This window comes from Mesorhizobium sp. M8A.F.Ca.ET.218.01.1.1, from assembly GCF_004791165.1.
GTDB lineage: Bacteria > Pseudomonadota > Alphaproteobacteria > Rhizobiales > Rhizobiaceae > Mesorhizobium.
In genome coordinates this window covers 244,656-262,953 of record NZ_SRUZ01000007.1, presented here as the reverse complement: position 1 = coordinate 262,953, position 18,298 = coordinate 244,656, and the positions used below count along the sequence as shown (strand labels likewise).

At 63.7% G+C, this 18,298-nt stretch carries 19 protein-coding genes, 1 pseudogene and 1 riboswitch; of the genes and pseudogenes, 2 read left to right on the top strand and 18 right to left on the bottom strand.

The features are described 5' to 3' along the window. Positions 1 to 31: 31 nt before the first annotated feature. Complete coding sequence (locus tag EN861_RS25110; protein ID WP_135866211.1) at positions 32 to 1,645, bottom strand: extracellular solute-binding protein; 1,614 nt, start codon at positions 1,643 to 1,645, stop codon at positions 32 to 34. Between the two features lie 357 nt (positions 1,646 to 2,002). On the opposite strand from EN861_RS25110, the gene EN861_RS25105 reads away from it, so the two are divergent. Next, a complete protein-coding gene (locus EN861_RS25105; RefSeq protein WP_135866209.1) occupies positions 2,003 to 3,031 on the top strand; it encodes a LacI family DNA-binding transcriptional regulator in 1,029 nt (342 codons plus the stop codon). Between the two features lie 56 nt (positions 3,032 to 3,087). Here the strand turns inward: EN861_RS25105 and EN861_RS25100 are convergent, their stop codons facing one another. From EN861_RS25100 to EN861_RS25010, 16 genes and pseudogenes are all read right to left on the bottom strand, one after another. Next, on the bottom strand, positions 3,088 to 4,107 hold the full coding sequence (locus EN861_RS25100) for an aliphatic sulfonate ABC transporter substrate-binding protein (protein WP_135866207.1): 1,020 nt from the start codon (positions 4,105 to 4,107) through the stop codon (positions 3,088 to 3,090). A gap of 35 nt (positions 4,108 to 4,142) precedes the next feature. Continuing rightward, on the bottom strand, positions 4,143 to 5,048 hold the full coding sequence (locus EN861_RS25095) for an ABC transporter permease (protein ID WP_135866205.1): 906 nt from the start codon (positions 5,046 to 5,048) through the stop codon (positions 4,143 to 4,145). Positions 5,049 to 5,060: 12 nt separating this feature from the next. Continuing rightward, positions 5,061 to 5,897 carry an ABC transporter ATP-binding protein gene (locus tag EN861_RS25090; RefSeq protein WP_135866201.1) on the bottom strand — a complete coding sequence of 279 codons (837 nt, stop codon included), beginning with the start codon at positions 5,895 to 5,897 and terminating at the stop codon, positions 5,061 to 5,063. A 13-nt stretch (positions 5,898 to 5,910) separates the two neighbouring features. Beyond that, positions 5,911 to 6,237 (bottom strand): ferredoxin family protein, encoded by a 327-nt coding sequence (locus EN861_RS25085; RefSeq protein ID WP_135866199.1) that lies wholly within the window; start codon positions 6,235 to 6,237, stop codon positions 5,911 to 5,913. Then, positions 6,234 to 7,859, bottom strand: coding sequence for an FAD-binding protein (locus EN861_RS25080; RefSeq protein ID WP_135866196.1), 1,626 nt, complete (start codon positions 7,857 to 7,859; stop codon positions 6,234 to 6,236). The genes EN861_RS25085 and EN861_RS25080 overlap by 4 nt, the downstream gene beginning before the upstream one ends. 34 nt (positions 7,860 to 7,893) lie before the next feature. Beyond that, the gene (locus EN861_RS25075; RefSeq protein ID WP_135866194.1) at positions 7,894 to 8,490 is read right to left on the bottom strand and encodes a thioredoxin family protein; all 597 of its coding nucleotides are present in this window, start codon (positions 8,488 to 8,490) and stop codon (positions 7,894 to 7,896) included. A gap of 261 nt (positions 8,491 to 8,751) precedes the next feature. After that, positions 8,752 to 9,192 (bottom strand): DUF126 domain-containing protein, encoded by a 441-nt coding sequence (locus EN861_RS25070; protein ID WP_189343728.1) that lies wholly within the window; start codon positions 9,190 to 9,192, stop codon positions 8,752 to 8,754. Beyond that, positions 9,189 to 10,439, bottom strand: coding sequence for an aconitase X (locus EN861_RS25065; protein ID WP_135866190.1), 1,251 nt, complete (start codon positions 10,437 to 10,439; stop codon positions 9,189 to 9,191). Before EN861_RS25065 ends, EN861_RS25070 begins: the two co-directional genes overlap by 4 nt. A gap of 236 nt (positions 10,440 to 10,675) precedes the next feature. Further along, positions 10,676 to 11,353: a TOBE domain-containing protein gene (locus EN861_RS36385; RefSeq protein WP_245512109.1), complete on the bottom strand. Its 678-nt coding sequence runs from the start codon at positions 11,351 to 11,353 to the stop codon at positions 10,676 to 10,678. Further along, a pseudogene (locus tag EN861_RS36380) lies at positions 11,353 to 11,489 on the bottom strand (ABC transporter permease); the annotation flags it as partial. The gene EN861_RS36385 and the pseudogene EN861_RS36380, both read right to left, overlap by 1 nt. A gap of 270 nt (positions 11,490 to 11,759) precedes the next feature. After that, positions 11,760 to 11,924 (bottom strand): DUF3309 family protein, encoded by a 165-nt coding sequence (locus tag EN861_RS25040; protein WP_127280942.1) that lies wholly within the window; start codon positions 11,922 to 11,924, stop codon positions 11,760 to 11,762. A gap of 698 nt (positions 11,925 to 12,622) precedes the next feature. Then, positions 12,623 to 13,303 carry an isoprenylcysteine carboxylmethyltransferase family protein gene (locus EN861_RS25030; RefSeq protein WP_245512108.1) on the bottom strand — a complete coding sequence of 227 codons (681 nt, stop codon included), beginning with the start codon at positions 13,301 to 13,303 and terminating at the stop codon, positions 12,623 to 12,625. Positions 13,304 to 13,513: 210 nt separating this feature from the next. After that, positions 13,514 to 14,530, bottom strand: coding sequence for an ABC transporter substrate-binding protein (locus tag EN861_RS25025; protein ID WP_135866183.1), 1,017 nt, complete (start codon positions 14,528 to 14,530; stop codon positions 13,514 to 13,516). Then, the gene (locus EN861_RS25020) at positions 14,523 to 15,290 is read right to left on the bottom strand and encodes an ABC transporter ATP-binding protein (RefSeq protein WP_135866181.1); all 768 of its coding nucleotides are present in this window, start codon (positions 15,288 to 15,290) and stop codon (positions 14,523 to 14,525) included. The genes EN861_RS25025 and EN861_RS25020 overlap by 8 nt, the downstream gene beginning before the upstream one ends. Beyond that, positions 15,287 to 16,105, bottom strand: a complete 819-nt coding sequence (locus EN861_RS25015; protein WP_189343727.1) for an ABC transporter permease — start codon at positions 16,103 to 16,105, stop codon at positions 15,287 to 15,289. The genes EN861_RS25020 and EN861_RS25015 overlap by 4 nt, the downstream gene beginning before the upstream one ends. 39 nt (positions 16,106 to 16,144) lie before the next feature. Next, positions 16,145 to 16,753, bottom strand: a complete 609-nt coding sequence (locus EN861_RS25010) for a YkoF family thiamine/hydroxymethylpyrimidine-binding protein (RefSeq protein ID WP_127279090.1) — start codon at positions 16,751 to 16,753, stop codon at positions 16,145 to 16,147. After that, a riboswitch (TPP riboswitch) is annotated at positions 16,744 to 16,857 on the bottom strand. It overlaps the preceding gene by 10 nt. Here EN861_RS25010 and EN861_RS25005 point away from each other — a divergent pair. Continuing rightward, on the top strand, positions 16,848 to 17,111 hold the full coding sequence (locus EN861_RS25005; protein ID WP_127279089.1) for a hypothetical protein: 264 nt from the start codon (positions 16,848 to 16,850) through the stop codon (positions 17,109 to 17,111). It overlaps the preceding riboswitch by 10 nt. Positions 17,112 to 17,170: 59 nt before the next feature. On the opposite strand, the gene EN861_RS25000 is transcribed toward EN861_RS25005, so the two are convergent. Continuing rightward, positions 17,171 to 18,205 (bottom strand): formyltransferase family protein, encoded by a 1,035-nt coding sequence (locus EN861_RS25000; RefSeq protein WP_189343726.1) that lies wholly within the window; start codon positions 18,203 to 18,205, stop codon positions 17,171 to 17,173. Positions 18,206 to 18,298 lie beyond the last annotated feature (93 nt).

The following is an 18,298-nucleotide window of genomic DNA, read 5'->3' as shown; positions in this document are numbered from 1 at the left end:
TCCCCCTCCGGATCTGATCCAGGGAGACGGATCAGCTGATCGGATCGAGAACGGTCGGCCAGGCCTCCTTGTTGGTCCTGATGGCTTCGAGCAATTTGTCCTCGCCGATGCGCCGGGCGATCTTCTTCCACTCGGTTTCGGTGTCGGCCATCGCCTGCTCCGACGTCTTGGCCTTGGTCAGCGAGGCCATGAGGTTTTCGTCCAGCGCGTTGTGGAAGGCGGTGGCGCCGGGATAGTTGATGGTCGGCACCGTTCGGGCGACCGTCTCGCGCACCACGTCCATGTGGTAGGCATGATAGGTCTGGCGCACCAGCGGATCGGAGAAATCCGAAAGCCGGAACGGATCGAGATAGCCGCCGGGGTTGGCGCTCATCCAGGCATAGATGCGCGCCGAGCCCAGCCATTGCAGCAGGAGATAGGCGGCCTCCTGGTTCTTCGACTGCGACGAGACCATGCCGGTCAGCGAGAACCAGAGCACAGAGCGGCTGATCAGCTTGCCGTCGATCTCGCGGCCGGGTGGCAGCATCGTGCCGATCTTGCCGGTGACCCTGGAGTCCTTGTTGCCGGCATTGTCGAGGAATTTCGGCAGGTTGGAGAAGGCGCAGGTCATCGCCGCGCCGCCCTTGGCGAAATTGCCGTACTGCTCCGGCCAGCCCCACGAGATCGCATCCGGCGAATGATGGGCGAGCGATTCGACATATTCGTTGGTGGCCGCGATGCCGTGCTCGGAATTGATCAGCGGCTTGCCGTCATCGCCGAACAGGAACTGGTTGGGCGAGGCCATCGACACATAGCGCTGGTACCAGTTGGTGTAGCCCCAGCCCTGGTTGCGCAGGTCGGTGGAGCCGAACAGACCCTTGTCCGGGCGCTGGAAGAAGGCCGCGATATCGCCGTGCTGCTTCCAGGTTTTCGGCGGCACCAGATCGTAGCCGTATTTGTCCTTGAAGGCCTTCTTCTCGGCTTCGTCGCCGAACAGGTCGGTGCGGTAGACCCAGGTCTGGAAGTCGCCGTCCAGCGACACGCCGTAGTTCGAGCCACGATATTTGTTGAGCAGCGACACGCCCTTGGCGCCGTCGACATAGCCGGTCTTGGGATCGTCCCATTCGGGCTTGTACTGGGCGACGAAGTCGTCGAGCTTGGCGATGCCGCCGGTCTCGGCGAGATCACCAAGGCGGTTCCACTCGGTCGAGTAGATGTCATAGGCTCCACCCTTGGTGGAGATGTCCTGCATGGTCTTGGTGAATTCCTGGCCATTCGGCAGACCGACGATCTCGATCGGGATGCCGGTCTCCTTTTCCCAGAGCTCCTTGATCGATGGCGCGCCGGCCGGGAAAGGCTGGGTGAGCTGGCCGATTGAGCCGTCCGAGAGGCCAAGCACGATCTTGGCCGGCGCCTTGCCGGCGCCCTTCAGCGCCTTGGCGGCCTCGACGGCACGGCCCTCGGGCGTGTCGGGGCCGTATTGATAACGCTCGGCGCCGTCGAAGCCGGTCGGCCCGCCGATCATGCCGGGCGCCAGTGCATCGGCTGCAAAAGCGCGGCCGGGACGAATGAATTGCGGTGCGATACCGGTCGCGGCGACGAACACCGCGGCCTTTCCTCCGGACGCCAACAATCGGCGCCGCGAGATGCGGATCAGATCAGACATTGGAATTCCTCCCTCAGGGCCAACGTTTCCTCCACGAGCCCATGAGGGATATTGACGGCAGTATCGGAAGGCTGTCAACATCATAAATGATCAAAATACCTCACAACATCGCAACGAGGCGGGGGAATGCGTCATACCGGAGTTCATACACCTCTCCAGATGCCTCGATTTGATGGGAAATGTGTTTTCCCTTCCCGGCACGATCGCCCCGGGCGACTTGATTTAGCCTGGCGGCTTGCGCATCGGCCAAGGCCGGATACATCATTTCCCATCAGAATCGCGGATAGCGAGGCGTTGGCAGCATCGGGCCGGCAGCCCGCATTGCGTGATCCTGATGCATTGAGGAGATGAAAGACGGTGCGTTCCACCCTGACTGACATAGCCCGGGAAGCCGGCGTCTCCGCCGCCACCGTCGACCGTGTGCTCAACAATCGACCCGGTGTACGGCCGCGCACGCGCGAGGTCGTGCTCGAGATGGCGCAGCGCCTCGGCTACATCGCCGAGAGCCCGAACGGCGCGCCGCCCAGGCCCCTGCCCGGCGAGATCATCCGGCTCGACTTCGCCCTGCCGGCGGGCACGAATTCCTTCATCAAGATGCTGCACCGCCATATCGAGGCGCAGGCCTTGGCCCGCCCCGATCTCGACGTTCACATCGCCACCACAGAGGGCTTCAATCCCGACCGGCTCGCCCGCTTGCTGCAGGATCTGCGCGGCCAGACGCAAGGCGTCGGCGTCATCGCGCTCGACCATCCGACGGTGCGCGAGGCGATCCGCTCGCTGTCGGCCAACGACGTCAAGGTGGTGACCATCGCCTCCGACATCCTGCATGTGCCGAGAGTCGCCTATATCGGCATCGACAACCGCGCTGCCGGGCGGCTGGCCGGCTATCTCCTCAACCGTTTCATGGGGTCTGGACGCCCCGGCAAGGTGGCACTGTTCGCCGGCTCGCTGTCCTATCGCGGCCATGAGGAACGCGAGATGGGATTCCGGCACATATTGACGGAAGAGTCACCCAACCTGCAGATCGTCGAGATGCGCGAAATGCTCGACGACCGCGAAAAGGCCTATTCGGAGGCGTCAGCCCTTCTGGAGCGGCACCCGGACCTTGCCGCGATCTACAATGTCGGCGCCGGCAACACCGGCATCGCGCGCGCGCTCAAGGAGCGCGGCCGTGCGCGATCCATGGTTTTCCTCGGCCATGAGGCGACGGACGGCACCAAGGAATTGCTGCTCGACGGCACGCTCGACGCGGTCATCGACCAGAACCCGCGCGTCGAGGCCCGCGAGGCGCTCAACATCCTGACCCATGCCGTCCGGGGGCTGCCCTATGAATTGCACCAGCCGAGGCTGCAGGTGATCTTCAAGGAGAACATCCCGGAGATTTGATATCCTCGGACGAACGGGACAGCGCCGCGAACGCGCGCTGCCCCGATCACTCCGGCTTACTGGACAGCGGCGACTTCCGCCGCGGCGGCGTCGACAAAGCTCTTGTCGATCCATTTGCCGTAATCGATCGAGCCTTTCAAAAGCCCGGCGCTGGCCATGAATTTTTCCTCGTCCTTCAGGGCCTCGATCGCATCGTCGGTGAGTTTCGGGTCCTGGTGAAACGCCCCATCGGCATAAGTCTTGCGCACCGATTTTTCCGACGACTTGGTCGCCTCCACGAAGGTCTTGATCGTCTCATCGGGATGAGCGTCGGCCCAGCGCGAAATCTCGATATCGACCTTCAGCAGGCGCTTGACCAGATCGGGATATTTCGCCGCGAAGGCGCCGTTGACCGAGATGACATTGGGCACGTTCCATTCCGGATGCGTGCCGGTGTCGAAGAGGATGCGGGCCTCGCTGGTATCGACCAGCTTGGCCGCCGTCGAATCCGTCTCGACGATGGCGTCGATGTCGCCGCGCAGCAGTGCCGGGCCGGATGCCTCGAAAGGCAGGTTCAGACCCTCGACATCATTCGTCGTCAGGCCGACGCTGTTCAACGCCTTGCTGAAATTTGAATGCCGCACCGTGCCGGTAAGATAGGCGACCTTCTTGCCCTTGAGGTCCTGCAATGTCTTCAGCGGAGAATCGGTCTTGACGACGATGTAGGAGCCGCCTGTCCTGACATAGCTCGACAGGCCGATCAGCTTGACGTCGGCGCCGGAGGCGGCGACACGCAGCGCCGGGTTGTTGCCGGTGTAGGTGAACTCGATCGCTCCGGTCGCCAGCGCCGTCGTTGCCTCCGAGCCGCCATTAAAGGTCACCAGTTCGACCTTGATGCCGTCCTTGGCGAATTCCTTTTCCCACCAGCCATCCTTCTGGGCGAGGATGAATTTGAGATGCCCGGGCGCGGTGCTGCCGATGCGGATGACATCGGGCTTGTCCTGCGCGAAGGCCGGCATGCCGCCAAGGCCTATGACGACGGCAATGGCGCCCTTGAGGAGCAGCCGGCGAAATCCATCGAATGCGATGCTGGTCATGGAAAAATCCTTCCTGATTGGTATGAATGGATGGCTTAAATGAGCGAAGACTCGGACTGCCCCTTCCAGGCCGTGGCCCAGCGCTCGAACCAGACGAGCAGATAGTTGACGGTCAGCCCGATGACGGTGAGCGTCAGGATGCCGGCATACATGTCGGCCGTTTCCATCATCAGCTGCGAGTTCTGGATGAGGAAACCGAGGCCGGACTTGGCCGCCAGCATCTCGGCGCCGATGACCGCGAACAGCGAGGATTTGACCGCCAGCCGCGCGCCGGCGACGATCGAGGGAATGCTCGCCGGCAGGATGACTTTTCGAAACAGGTCGAAGTCGGACGTACCCATCGAGCGTGCCGCCTTGATAAGCAGCGGATCGACCGACTTGACCCCGCTGATAGTGTTGACGAGGAGAAAGAACACCGAGGAGTAGAAGGTGATCGCCACCTTCGATTCCTCGCCAATGCCGAGCAACAGGATGAACACCGGCAGCAGCGCGAATTGCGAGGTGTTGCGCAGCGTCTGCACCAGAAGATCGCTGACCTTCTCGAACAGCGCATAGCGGCCCATCAAGAGGCCGAGCGGTATGGCCACCACCACACCGAGCGCAAAGCCGATCGCGGCGCGCTGCAAGCTGATGCCGATATGTTCGACCAGCACGCCCGAGGCGAGCAACGCCCACCAGGCGATCAGCACCTCGCTCAATGGCGGGAAGAAGATGCGGTTCAGCCAGCCGAGCCGCGGCGCGATCTCCCAGGCGAGAAAAAACAGGCCGAGCAGCGGCAAGCCATAGAGGAAGGTGCCGGCGTGCGCTCCCTTCCCGCGAACCTTGGCACCTGCGGCGACACCGCGCGTCTTGATCGCAGGGACGTTCGTCGAAACCGCAGCCTCGCCGGCAGCGCTGCGAAAGCCGATGGCGGGGCCGAGCTTTTCGGTCAGATAGGCCATGGGTCTAGCTCCTCAATGGCTGAAGGCCGGCGACAGCGTCCAGTCCTTCTGCGCCTTGTTGACCTCGTCGCGCAGCACGTCCCAGACGCGGGCGCGATACAGGTTGAATTCGGTGCTGGCGCGGATATCGCCGTCGCGTGGCCTTGGCAGGTCGATATCGATGATCTCCTTCACCGCGCCGGGCCGCGCCGTCATCACCACCACGCGGTCGGCCAGGAAGATCGCCTCGTCGATCGAGTGGGTGACGAAGATGACAGTGGTCTTGATCTTGCCCCAGATGCGCAACAGCTCGCCCTGCAGCAGCTCACGCGTCTGCTGGTCGAGCGCGGCGAAGGGCTCGTCCATCAACAGCACTTCCGGATTGCTGGCCAAGGCGCGCGCGATCGCCACGCGCTGCTGCATGCCGCCGGACAGCTGATTGGGAAAACGGTCCTCGAAGCCGGCAAGGCCGAACAGCGACAACAAATGCCGGGCCGTCGCCGTCCGCTCGGCCTTGGCGACGCCGCGCACTTCCAGCGCATATTCGATGTTTGCCAGTGCCGTGCGCCAGGGAAACAGCGCATATTGCTGGAAGACATAGCCGGTCTTCGGATCAGGCTTTGTAGTCCGCATGCCGTCGAGCTGGACCTCGCCACCCGTCGCCTGCGTCAGCCCGCCGATGATGTCGAGCAGCACCGACTTGCCCGAACCACTCGGACCGACCAGCGTGATGAACTCACCCTTGCGGATGGCAAGATCGACCCCGTCGAGGACGGTGACGCGGTCGCTTGCCTCGCCGTCGACAGTGACGAACTGCCCCGGCTTGAGCTGGAAGGTCTTGCTGATGTCGTTGACGACGATGCGGTCCATGGTCCCTCGCCTCCTATTGCGCCACGCGGATGCGGTGCGTCGGGTCGAACTGGGAGCCGCCGGCCTTGCCGCGCGCCCAGCCGAGCGCGCGGGCATAGCTGCCGAACAGAAGACGTTCCTCGACCTCCACCTCAGTGATGCCGGTCGGCCCTTCGGCGAACTCGGCCACGTAAAGCGCGTCGGTCGGGCAATAAATTTCGCAGAGGAAGCAGGTCTGGCAGTCGTCCTGGCGTGCGATGACGGGGGCGCCATGCTCGGTCGCGTCGAAGACATTGGTCGGGCATACCTTGACGCATATGTCGCATTCCACGCAGCGCGTGGCCGAGACGATCTCGATCATGATGCCAGCTCCGCCGGCCGCTCGGGCGTCCCTTCGATACGGAACGCGTCGACACCGGTGATGATCAGCCGATGCGCCAAGGCTGGGCTCTTGCCCGGCAGATCGGTGCGGCGGTGCATGCCGCGGCTCTCGGTGCGGTGCAATGCCGAGGCCACGGACCAGCGCCCGGCAGCGGCGATCGATGCCGCCTCGCGTGCGCGGACCTTGTCCGCTCCCTCGCCCCGCAGATGGTCGCGCACATCGCGCCAGACGCTCTCCAGCCGCTCGCTGCTTTTTTCCAGGCCAGCGCCGCTGCGGAAGAAGTTCTTGTCGAGTGGGGTCACTTCGTTACGCACCGCCTCGATGACCTCGCCCGCCGCGATATCGGCGCGCGGCGTTGCCGCAGGACGCAGCCCGGCCTGACCGAGCGGTTGCACGGTGCCCCGAAACGCCTTGCCGGCGCGGCGCTTGGCATGGGTCGATGCGCCCTTGCCTGCCCACCAGCCACTGGCCAGCGCCCAGGAGGAATTGACGGCGCCACCGCCCGACACCGCCCCGGTCATGATCTCGCGGCCTGCGGCGTCACCGGCGACATAGAGGCCGGGCACGCCTGTGGCGCAATCGTCGGAGACAATGTCGATGCCGCCAGTGCCGCGCACCGTGCCTTCGGCACGCAGCGTGATGCGGAACAGATCGCTGAACGGATCGATACCGGCCCGGTCATAGGGAACGAAGCAGTTCGGCTGACCCTGACGCAGCCAGCCCTGCAACGCCGGTTCGGCCTGGTCGAGCCGCGCATAGACTGGACCGTCGATCAGTGCGCGCGCCACCTCGTCCTCGCGGTCGCCGATGCCGTTCCGCAACGGCTCGCCCGTGGGTCCGAGGATCGGCGAGCCATCCTCGCGATGGAACGAGGCCCAGCGGAACGGCAACCCCTTGTTCAGCGAGGAACCGTACGGCGCCAACGTGTACTTGCCAGTGAATTCCATGCCGGAAAGGCTGGCGCCCGCTTCCGCCGCCATCAGATAGCCGTCCCCGGTCAGCCCGGTGCCACCGAGGATGCGCTCGCGGAACGCACAGCCGCCGGTCGCCAGCACCACGGCCTTGGCGTCGACGCGCCAGTCATGGCCCGCCTGCCGGGCGACACCGCCTGCGCCGACGATGGCATCGCCGTCGGACAGGAGTTCGAGCGCGGGATGATGGTCGAGCACGGTTACGCCGGCCAGCAGCACGCGGCGGCGCATGAAGCGCATGTAGTCCGGCCCGCGCAGATTGGCGATGTAGAGCCGCCCGTCATCCTCGCTTGGGAAGGGATAACCCCACTCCGAAAGCCTGAGCAGATTGCGGTAGGCGGTGTCGACGCAACGCAGCATCCACCGCTGGTCGGCGAGTTCGCCGGTTCGCTGCCAGCGCCGCTCCACCACGGCATGCCTGTTATCGCCCGGCGGCACGCACCATGTGCCGGTGTTCGACGGCGCCGTGGCGCCGCTGGTACCGAGATAGCCCTTGTCGGCCAGCGCCACCCTGGCGCCGCTTTCGGCCGCCGCCACCGCCGCCCAGGCCGCCGACGGACCGCCGCCCAGCACCAGCACATCGGCCTGGAGATGCAAGTTGTCGGAAGCTGATTTTTGCGACTTGGGCATGGATGCTCGGCGAAGGAGTGCGACGTGGCCGGCGCTATGCGGCGCGGGCCGCACCGGAGAACCACACCGGCTCATTGCCGGCGCTCCATTTGATGTTGCAGCCGATCGACGGCACTTGGCTTGCGGCGGGCCTGCCGCCTTCCAGCACCGTGTCGACAGCCGCGCGCAGATCAGCACCGGTCACCGGCTTGCCGTTGCCTGGCCGCGCGTCGTCGAACTGGCCGTGATAGGCGAGCCGGCGATCGGCGCCAAACAGGAAGAAGTCGGGCGTGCAAGCCGCGCCATAGGCTTTCGCCACCTGCTGCGAGGCGTCCTTCAGATAGGGGAAGGAATAACCGACCTTTTCGGACTCCTCGCCGATCCGCGCCAGTGTCTCCTCGGGATGCTCCAGATGGTCGTTGGCGTTGATCGCCACCACCTGCAACCCTTTGGCTGCGTAGTCTCTCGCGAATGCGGCGAACTGTTCGCGGATCAGCACGACAAAGGGGCAACGGTTCGAAATGAAGGCAACGAGCAAGGCCGGCCTGACATCGAAGTCGGCCAGCCGGTGCAGCACGCCCTGTGCGTCCGGCAACAGGAAGTCGGCGGCCCTGGTGCCAAGCTCGATCGGATTGGATTCTGTCTTCGGCATCGATGCTCTCCCTTCAGCCGGCTTTCTCAGGTCAAGCTGCAAGCGCCCAGGCACCGGCAGTTAGTCTATGAATTTAGTAGAATTATACGCCTGAGGGCACGTTCACGGTCAACCGCGCAGCTTAGAATATCGTGCCAATGTTCGGCGCCGCGCCGGCAGGTTTGTTCGAGAGAAGGCTGCCTTGGAAGAAATGAGACTTGGGAAGCAGCGGCGGTTTCCATCCGCGATGTGCGCGCTGAGCTTGATTAGGAACGCATGTTCCTAGACCTTGCGAACGACCGCAGCGCCATCCGCACCAATACCGATGAAAATCCGTCCACCGGAACCAATGCCGGAAATATCGCACACCACAAGCGGCATGCGAATGTCGTAGAGAAACTCGGCGACGATCGCGCCCACCGCCAGGATCGGGTCCGGCCGCTCCAGAAGAATACCCGCCGGCGCCGTGCCTCTGCGGATCGCCTCGGCCAGCACCGAGGACGAGGATGACGATCCCCGGCCGCTCGGCATGACAAGGATCTTGCCGGCGACATTCTGGCCAAGACCTGGATGCGAATGATCTGTTATGTCGCCGGTCTCGGCATCGATGCCGCCCCAGAAACTGAGCGGCTGCGAGAACACTAAGGCCTGCCCTTCGGCGGCGCCGGTCAGTTGGAAAGTGCCCAGCCGGTCAGCCGCGCCCGTTTCAATCCGCCGCGTCACGACACACCCCGCACGACGTGGCCAACCGCGGCGGAGCGGATGCAGTCCCTCATCTCGGCGAAGGCGACGGTCACGCCGATATTGCCCGGCGCGTAATGCGCCCATTTGCCGGAATTGGTCATCACCACGCCGTCGAGACGTTCGAGGATCGAGGTGACATAGGTGCAGGTATCAGCAACCGGGATCAGGCCGAATGCCTCCATGCCGTCGAGCGCCCCCTCCTCCTGCAATCGCGTCAGCGTCGCGCGTCCGGTGTTGACGTAGATCGGGATGCCCTTCCCGGGTGCTGCCTCACGCAGCAGCGGCAGCAGGCGCATCCATTCCTCATGCGAGAAATGCGGCGTGCCCAGCGACACGGCGCGGAGCGGCGCACCGTCAGGCACCATCGACAGCCTAGCCAATGCATGGTTGATGTCGGCACGGCTGACGCGGACGATCTCCTCGGGCACCATGCCTTGAAACGCCTCGTCGCCGGTTCCGGCCTCCGGCGTGATGCCAACCGCATGGAACAGCGCCACCGCGCCTGTCGTTGCCGCCGCGGCACCGAGCGCTTTCAACTGGTCCTCGTCGCGCGGCCTGGGCAGGCCCGCAATCACCGGAACGCGGTCGCCGCTGGCTTGCCCGATGATCAGCCCGACGCCGACGAACAGGCTGTCAGTCGGTTCCAGCTCGGCAATGTCCAGTTCGAACAGGACACGGCCGCGCCGGTTTTCGCTGAGATGCAGGCCCCAGGCCGGTGCGCGCCCTGTCATGGCGCAGCACAGATCGATGAAATCGCCGTAGCGGTTGGTGCGCGCGCCGATCACCGAATTGGCGAAGACAATGGCATTGGATTCCCCCCAGGCGATCTGCTGGCCGAATTTGGGTCGGAACCGCGTTTGGTAGGGTGCGCAGGTGAATGTCGCCTGGCAGCCAAGTTCGAGATGCGCCTGCATCAACCGCCGCGCCGGTGCTTCCTCCGCCGCCGGCATCTTCACCATGCCGGGATGGATGAGGTCGAACGAGCCGACATTGAGCGTTGTCGGCACTTGAACACGACCGCCGCCCTCGACCAGCCGTTCGACGAAATCGAGCCCGGCTTTGCCGTGATAGAGGCAACCGTCGATATGGGCGCCGGTGATGTCGAGCAGGCTGTTTGCTCCGATCGCGTTGGAAAAAGCGGCCAGGATTTTCATGGCCGCCGCAGCGGACGGGCCGTGCTCGCCGCCGAGCATGGATTGGTCGCGGGCATCCAGTTCAAGCGTCATCGATGTGCTCCTAGGCCTACCCGACCGTATGGCGGGACAGCGCCCCCCTCTGCCCTACCGGGCATCTCGCCCACGAGGGGGGAGATCGGCGGCTTCAGCCTTGGCGCTCGTTTTTTGCGACGTGAGAGATTTGCGAAACCAGCGATGACAGTCAATCTCCCCCCTCGTGGGCGAGATGTCCGGCAGGACAGAGGGGGCGCCAAGGAACGCCATCCATCCCAACCGTCGACTGCATCCTAACCGCCGATCAACACCGTGCTCTCCGGCGACCATCGCAGCACCACATCCTGCCCCTCCGCCAGCCTGTCGGCACCGGTGTTTTGCACGATGACCTTCAGCGTCTGTCCGGCGCGCTCGACGAAATAGGTGCTGTTGTTGCCGGCGAAGATGCGCTTCGACACCTGCCCCTCGAGCATGTTGACATTGGCGGCATCCACCGGCCGGCATCGGCGGCAATGCGGATGCGCTCGGGCCGCACGGCCCAGCCTGCCCCTGGCCAGCGCGACATGGCCGAGCAGGATGGCGAACAGGCCGCGCCCGACGCCGAAGAAGAAGATCAGCATCGCCGTGCCGGTGATCAGCCAAGGAATGGCGATCGGCGGAAACAGCAGCGCCTGCAGGAATTTCTTGGCACGAAACTCATGACGAAAGAGCGCCAGCGACGCCGCCGAGCCGAGCACGGTTGAGATGATCGTGGTGATGACCGCGATCTCGATGCTGTTCCAGGTCGCCGCGATCAGCTGGTCGTTCTGCCACAGCGAGGCGTACCACTCGGTCGTCCATTCGAACGGCAGCTGATAGAAGGGCGAGACGTTGAACGACATCAGCGCCATGATGATAGGCAAATAAAGGAAGGCGAGCAGCAGCCCGACATAGAGGCGACCCAGCCATTCGAGGATGCGCGTCGTCGCCATCACGCCACCCTCCGCAGCAGCGGCGAAGCCACCGCCAGGATGACCAGCACGACGGCGAGCAGGAAGAAGGACAGTGCTTCCCCGAGCGGCCAGTGAACACGGCGACGAACTGGTCCTCGATGACCGTGCCAAGCCAATTCTGTCAACCACCAGCGCAGGGACGCTTCATCGCAATTCGCCCGGAGCCGCCCTTCGAGGAACCGCTTTGACGAAAAAAGGCCCGCTCCGGGAAGCCGGAGCGGGCCTTGGGGAGGATGAAGGGGTGGACCCTCTCCTCTTGTTTTCACGGGAGGTGTGGACCGCGATCACCATACCTGAACCCCGCGAAATGCCTGATGCATCACAATCCGGTGCTCGGCAACGTAAGCGCGGTCACGCGATCGCGATTGCTCCCGTGATCGAACTGCTAAATGCGGCCCAGGACGACAAGAATGATGATGATGATCAGCACAAGTCCGAGACCACCGCCACCATAATAGCCGGTTCCGTAGAACGGACCACCACCGATACCGCTGAAGCCGCCAAGCAGCGCGAGGATTAGAATGATGATAAGTATTGTTCCGAGACCCATGACTTTCCCAGCTCCTAAATGCGCGCTTTCGCGCCGTTTCAACATCGCGCTATTTCAGATGTTGTAAGGTATGAACGTTTTAGGGGAGCTGGCGTTCCGCCGGGCCATCCCGGCTATGGAGCATCCAGCCCGCAAAGCGGAAAGCCCGCCTGGACGGCGGGCTTTCCGACCGGTCGGGGGCCAGGAGAGTGCGGTCAAAGCCTCAGGGCTGGTTCCGCAGCCTCCTTCAACCTCAGCGGCGTGCGATCAGCAGGCAGAGCTGGCGCAGGTCGCGGTCATAAGTCCCCTCGCTGCCGAGAACGTCGACGCAGCGCTTCTTCATGCGCCTCAGCTGGGAGCTCGACATCTGGGCCACGGCACGCGGACCGTTGAGCTGGCTAGGGCTGGGCGATATGCCCACGTTCGACGGGTTGCTGGGATTGGTTACGTTGTCGATGCCCACGCCGACGCCGACACCGACACCACACCACTAGTACCGCCAACATTGGCGCCAAGCCCCGCGTTGATACCGCCTGTTCCACCAGCATTGGCGCCGAGCCCGGCGTTGATGCCGCCCGAATCTCCGATATTGGCGCCGGCCACGGCATTCGCCGTTGCTGCCGCCGACCGAAGCGCCGAGCTACAGCGCCCTCGCCTAGGGAGCAGCTCCGACCACTGGACGCTGATGAGCCTGTTGGCCAACCCTCACCGCCTGGCCTTCAGAATAACCGGTAGAACAGCCGGTAGTGTACATGTTCCATGTAAGCGCGATACTCCGGCTCGGCGGCCAGCAAGGCCTCCTCGCGCAGGATTCGATACAGCTGCATGTAGGTGATGACCGCATAGACAGCGAGATTGTGGAAGGAAAAGGCCGACAGGAGGTAGAGCACATGGCCGGCGAGGTAGCCGGCATAGATCGGATGCCGCACCAGCCGATAGGCACCGCCCGTCATCACACCGCGATTGGCCGGCAGGATCGCAAAAGAGCGCCCCAGCGAGATCTTGCCCCAGATAACGAACACCAATGCGATGATCTGTAACGGCGCGGCGACGTAGAGAGGAATGAGCGCGATGCCTGGCTTGAGGCTGATCAACGCAACGCCAAAACTGGCTGTCACCGAAACGATGACTGTAAGCAGATTCCAGTCACGCGTGACCGGACGCCGCGACAGAAGCAGCCAGGTGAAGGTAAGTATCTCGGAAATCGCCACCAGCGCGGTGTTGAGCCGGGTCGGATCCTCGAGAAGCTGATAGACGCCGCGATAGACGAACAGCCCCGCGCACAGGAGCGCACAGGCGCGAAAGAAGCCTTCGCGCAAGTCGAGCATGATCTCGTGCTTGCGCGCCGCCGACAAAAGCCTTTTGTCTGGTGCACGCGAAAGCGCTTCACTTTTTGACATGAGCAAGGCAAGCATCCCGATGATCCCTCGGGGGCGACCTTTGCACGTAACCATTGCCGTGCCGTTAATCGAGAAGATCAGATCGGCATTAAACCGGGTCGAAATCGCCGAACGGCAAGGCCATACCCGGTCTTTCCGGCTTCGACCTGATGACATCCTTGTCGGCCAGCATCTCGGGATATGACTTTTCGCGGCCTCTGCACCGACGCCCTATTTGAGGTACCCATTGCTGAAATATCCCGCAAAATCCGGACGTTGCGCGACAATCTTGCCATCGGCATCGTGAAGGATACCGGCGGCGAGGAGATAGGAGCCGATCGCTTCCATCTTGGCGGGATCCATGATGCCGATGGCGCCGTCTTGCCCGCGCAGATAGTGCCCGTCGATCAGTGCCTTCAGCGAAGCCTGGATCAACGCCGGATTGGTGAGGGCATCCTTGTTGGCGGCGATCAGCAGCGTCGCGGCTTCCTCTGGATGATCCACCGCGAACTGATAGCCGCGCCGCGTTGCCTGGATGAAGGACGACGCCAGTTGGGGATTTGACTGGAGAAACGCTTCGCTCGAAGAGATGAGCGTCGTGTGCTCGTCGGGGACGCCATAGTCGGCATAGACGAAGCTGCGTTGCTTGACGCCCTTGAGTTCGGCTTCGACGCCCTCCCAGGTCGACACTTCGAGCGTGAAGTCGACCGAACCGTTGGCCAGCGCCTCATAGGCGGAAGTGCCGAGCGTCACCGTCTCGAAATCGCCCTTGCCGCCATCATGCCGGATGATGGTCGAGATCAGTGCGTTTTCCCAGGCGCTGCCGAAACCGCCATAGGTCAGGCCATCCAGATCCTTCGGGCTCTTCATCTCGCTGCGCGCCGCATTGAACACCAGCCGACCAGTTTCGGACTGCACGACGGCATAGACGGCCTTCAAGTCGGCGCCGGCGGTCTTCTGGGTGAACAGGCTGATGGTGCCGTTGATGCCGAAATCGGCGACGCGGTTGGCGACAAGCGTGCCGGCGCCGGTGTCGCTGTAAGGCACGATATCGACCTCCAGACCGGCCTCGCGATAAAAACCCTTTTCGCGCGCGACGAACAGCCCGATGTGGTTGGTGTTGACCGTCCAGTCCAGCGCGACAGTGACTTTTTGCGTTGCCGCGAAGGAGCGGCTCGATCCGGTGGCCAGCGGTACGCTAGCGGCAAGGGTGAGCAGCAGAGCCTGCCTGCGCGTCAAGTCAGTCATGGTCATGTCCTTTGGTTGGCTGGAGGTTGAGCAGAATGTCGAGGATCTCGGCCTCGAGGACCCCGGCCTGCCGTGTGGCGGCGCTGGTCGGATCGCGCGGCCGCGGCAGCGGCACCTGGATCTCGCGCACGACACGGGCCGGTCGCGCGGACAGCACATAGATGCGGTCGGAGAGGAACACGGCTTCGCGCACGTCATGGGTGATCAGCAGCGCCGTCCAGCGGTGGTGCCGCCACATCTGTTCGAGCCAGCGCTGCATGGCCGCGCGCGTCAGTGCATCGAGCGCGCCGAACGGCTCGTCGAGCAGCAACATGTCGCGTTCCTGCACGACAGTACGCAGCAGCGCCGCGCGCTGCCGCATGCCGCCTGAAAGCTGCGCCGGAAAATGCCGCTCGAAGCCGGCAAGCCCAAACTCGGCAAACAGCGGCGCGACACGCGTCCGCGCCGCCTTGCGGCCGAGGCCCTGCACCTCGAGCCCGAGCGTCGTGTTATCGAGGATGCGCCGCCACGGCATCAGCGCGTCCCGCTGCGGCATGAAGGCGAAATGCCTGCCATGATCGTCGAGCGGCGCGCCGTCGAAAAACATCTCACCCTCGCCATGCTCGGCGCCGGTCAGAAGCTGGAACAGCGTCGACTTGCCGGCACCCGAAGGCCCAAGGATCGAGACGAATTCGCCGGCATCCACGCGCAGCGAAATGTCGGCGAGCACTTCGAGCCCGCCAAAGGCCTTGCGCATATGCCGCAATTCGAGCCGGCTCATGCTTGCGGGCCTTTTCGGGCGGCTCGCCTGCCAGCGGCTCTTTCCCAGGGCATGGCAAGTCGTTGCAGCACCACCGTCAGCCCGAACAGGACGAGGGTAAGGGCGGCGCTGACGCCGACGGCGGCGAGCACCAGGTCGGGACGGAAATTGTTTTTGGCGTTGAGCATGTAGATGCCCAGCCCTTTGGCCGCGCCCGCATATTCGGCGAAGATGGCGCCGACGACGGCATAGGTGATGGAGATCCTGAGGCCAGCGAAGAAATAAGGCAGCGCCGAAGGCAACCGTGCCAGGATGAAGACCCGCCAGCGCCCTGCTCCCATGGCGCGCAGCATCTGCCCGATCTCGACCTCGGTAGCCTCGTAGCCCTGCACCAGGGCCACCAGCATCGGGAAGAAGGTGACCAGTGCCACCAGCATGATCTTGGGCGTCAGCCCGAAACCGAACCACAGCACCACCAATGGCGCGATGGCGACCAGCGGCAAGGTCTGGCTGACTATGAAGACAGGAAACAGCGCGCGCCGCAAAGGCTGGAAGAAGTCGACCAGCATCGACAGCGCGAAGGCGGCGCTGAGCGAACAGGCAAAACCGATCAGCGTGGCGCGGATGGTGGGAATGGCGTTGTCGAGCAGCGCGTCACGATTGAGCATCGCCTGTTCGAAGACGCGCGAGGGTGCCGGCAGAACCGTCGGCTTGATGCCGGAATGGTTTGCGTAGAGTTCCCACGCCACGAGCACCAGGCCGATCGATATCACGGCCGGCGCCGCCTGGGCGAGGAAGCCCGCGAGTTGACGCGGGTTGAACGACGATGAAGCCACGAGAGGATGACCTTGACGGCGCGCGTCGGCGCGAACGGTTCAGACGGCAGTGGGACTGTTGGCCGAAACCGTGACGTCGAGGGTTACGTGGCCGGCGCCTGGTCCGAAGCGGCAGAAGGCTTCGTCGAGCGCCGAGAAGATCGCGCCGGCATCGCCGCGCAGCTTGGTGCAGAAATTCTTGGAGCGATCGTAGACGCCGGACTGCTTCAGGAAATCGATGCAGCCATAGATCTCGTCCATGTGGTCGTCCGTGCCCATCACATAGAGCGAGAACTGCGCCGCCGCTGGCTGCCCAGTGGCGGGCGCGCCGCGGACGGCGGAAATGGCGGCTTGCTTGCGCGGGCCGAGTGGCCCGGCAGGTCCGCCAAACGTGTCGGAGCGGCAGATCGGATCGTCCGGCTCACCTGGGCAACCACGCGAAATGGTCGCCGACAGCACGCAATGCTTACCGCTGCCAGACGCAGCCACGAAAAGGTCGCGCAGCGCCGGGAATAGCACCTCGGGGGGCCCGACCAGCAAGGTCGAGATGTCGTCGGTCTCGATCCTGAGCTTGTCGCGATACGAATCGAGCGCGCCAAGCGCGCCCAGGATGACGCCGACAAAATCGTCGGCCATGGGATATAGGGAAACCTGTGCGCCTGAAAACATCGCCCGCCTCGCTCCGCTGGTATTACCCAGATCAGCTTCTAGGGTCTGTGGGCTTGCCGCCCCCGTCTCAGCCCCGACCGTACGGAGCACCCCTGTGGATGGCGGCGTTAAAGCACCATTCGATCGGTTGGGGAAGCTGTTTTTTCAGCAAGCTGCGCCAAAGCATTGCGCCAGCGCAGGCACAACCGGGTGCCGGCGCCCGGGAATTTGGCTCGATCCGGGTGCAACCAACAGCCCGACCATCACGCCGGGCGACATGAATTCCAACGCGGACCAGAATTGCCCGACCAGCGCGCAGACGGATGCCAATGGCAGGGCGACCGCGCCGACCGTGGCCGACAAGAACTGCGGTAAGTAGTTTTCGCAGCAGGGAAAGCGCGGACGCAAGTTCCGCGCTTTCCATGCTCGTTGGTCTCACTATACGCCACGACCGGCTGGCGGTACCTCTGGCACCGATTCGCTGGCCACTTTGCCAAACACTCTTATTTCGGGGCACGGTTTTCCGGCTTTTGGCCGTGCGAATGCGGTGTGCATTTTCATCAGCCGTTTGAGCAGGCGGCCATAGGTGAGGTATCGAACTCGGCCATTGGCAAGATCGAACTCCACCCTCCCCCATCGCCTGACCGGACCTTTTCCAGTTGGCGGACCCAGTCGCGCGATCTGAAAGGCCAACCGAACTTCGCGGCCGGCAACGTCCAGATAGATACCGGGATTGCCGCCCAGGACGTGCCACAATCGGGCAACGTGCTCGATCGACATGTCGGATGAAATCGCCATGTGGTTCCGCTCAAGTCGCGCCCAGACGAAATCACCGGTTGGCTGCCGCGTCCCGGACACCAAATCCTTGCAATAGGCTGGCGCCACCTCGCGCACCAACGCGCGCATCGCGGTCGCCACGCTGTCGGCCACATCCCGCCGCGTTGCCCAGTGTGCTTCGCAGAACGGCACCTGTCCGAGGATGTCGCCGTCATCGAAATTGGCGGACATCTTGTGCAATGTCACGCCGCCATGGACGGCATGCTGGCCGTCCGCGACCAGGCGATGGAGAGGGTGCGGCCCCCGGTAGTTGGGCAGCAGCGCCGGATGAAAATTAAGCCCGCCCTTGGGAAAGAGGCCGAGCAGTTGTTGTGGGATCAAGGTCGGGAAAGCGTAGCAGATCAGTACATCCGCGGCGATGTCAGGCAATTGCCGGCCAAGCTCATCCCAGTCGTAAGGCCGGCCGAATTCGATCAACTTTACCGGCGTGTTGCCGAGATAGCGCCTGAGCAGAAGCTGGCGCCTCAGCCGGCGTCGAAAATTGCCAATGCTGAAGCCTCTGGATGGGCGCTGAAAGCCAGGCACGATGATCGCGCCAATACGGTTTCCCGCCTCGATCCAGCCGGAAAGCAGAGGCCCGGTGTAAGCAGAAACATCCAGGATGAAAACTGCATTGAGCTGCCGGGCGCCGGCCACAGGCTCGAAAGAAATCATCTTTTCAAATCCGGCGGGGCAAGACATCGCCCGGCAATCCGAGCACCGTCACGGACCCGTCCGGTCAGGACCAAA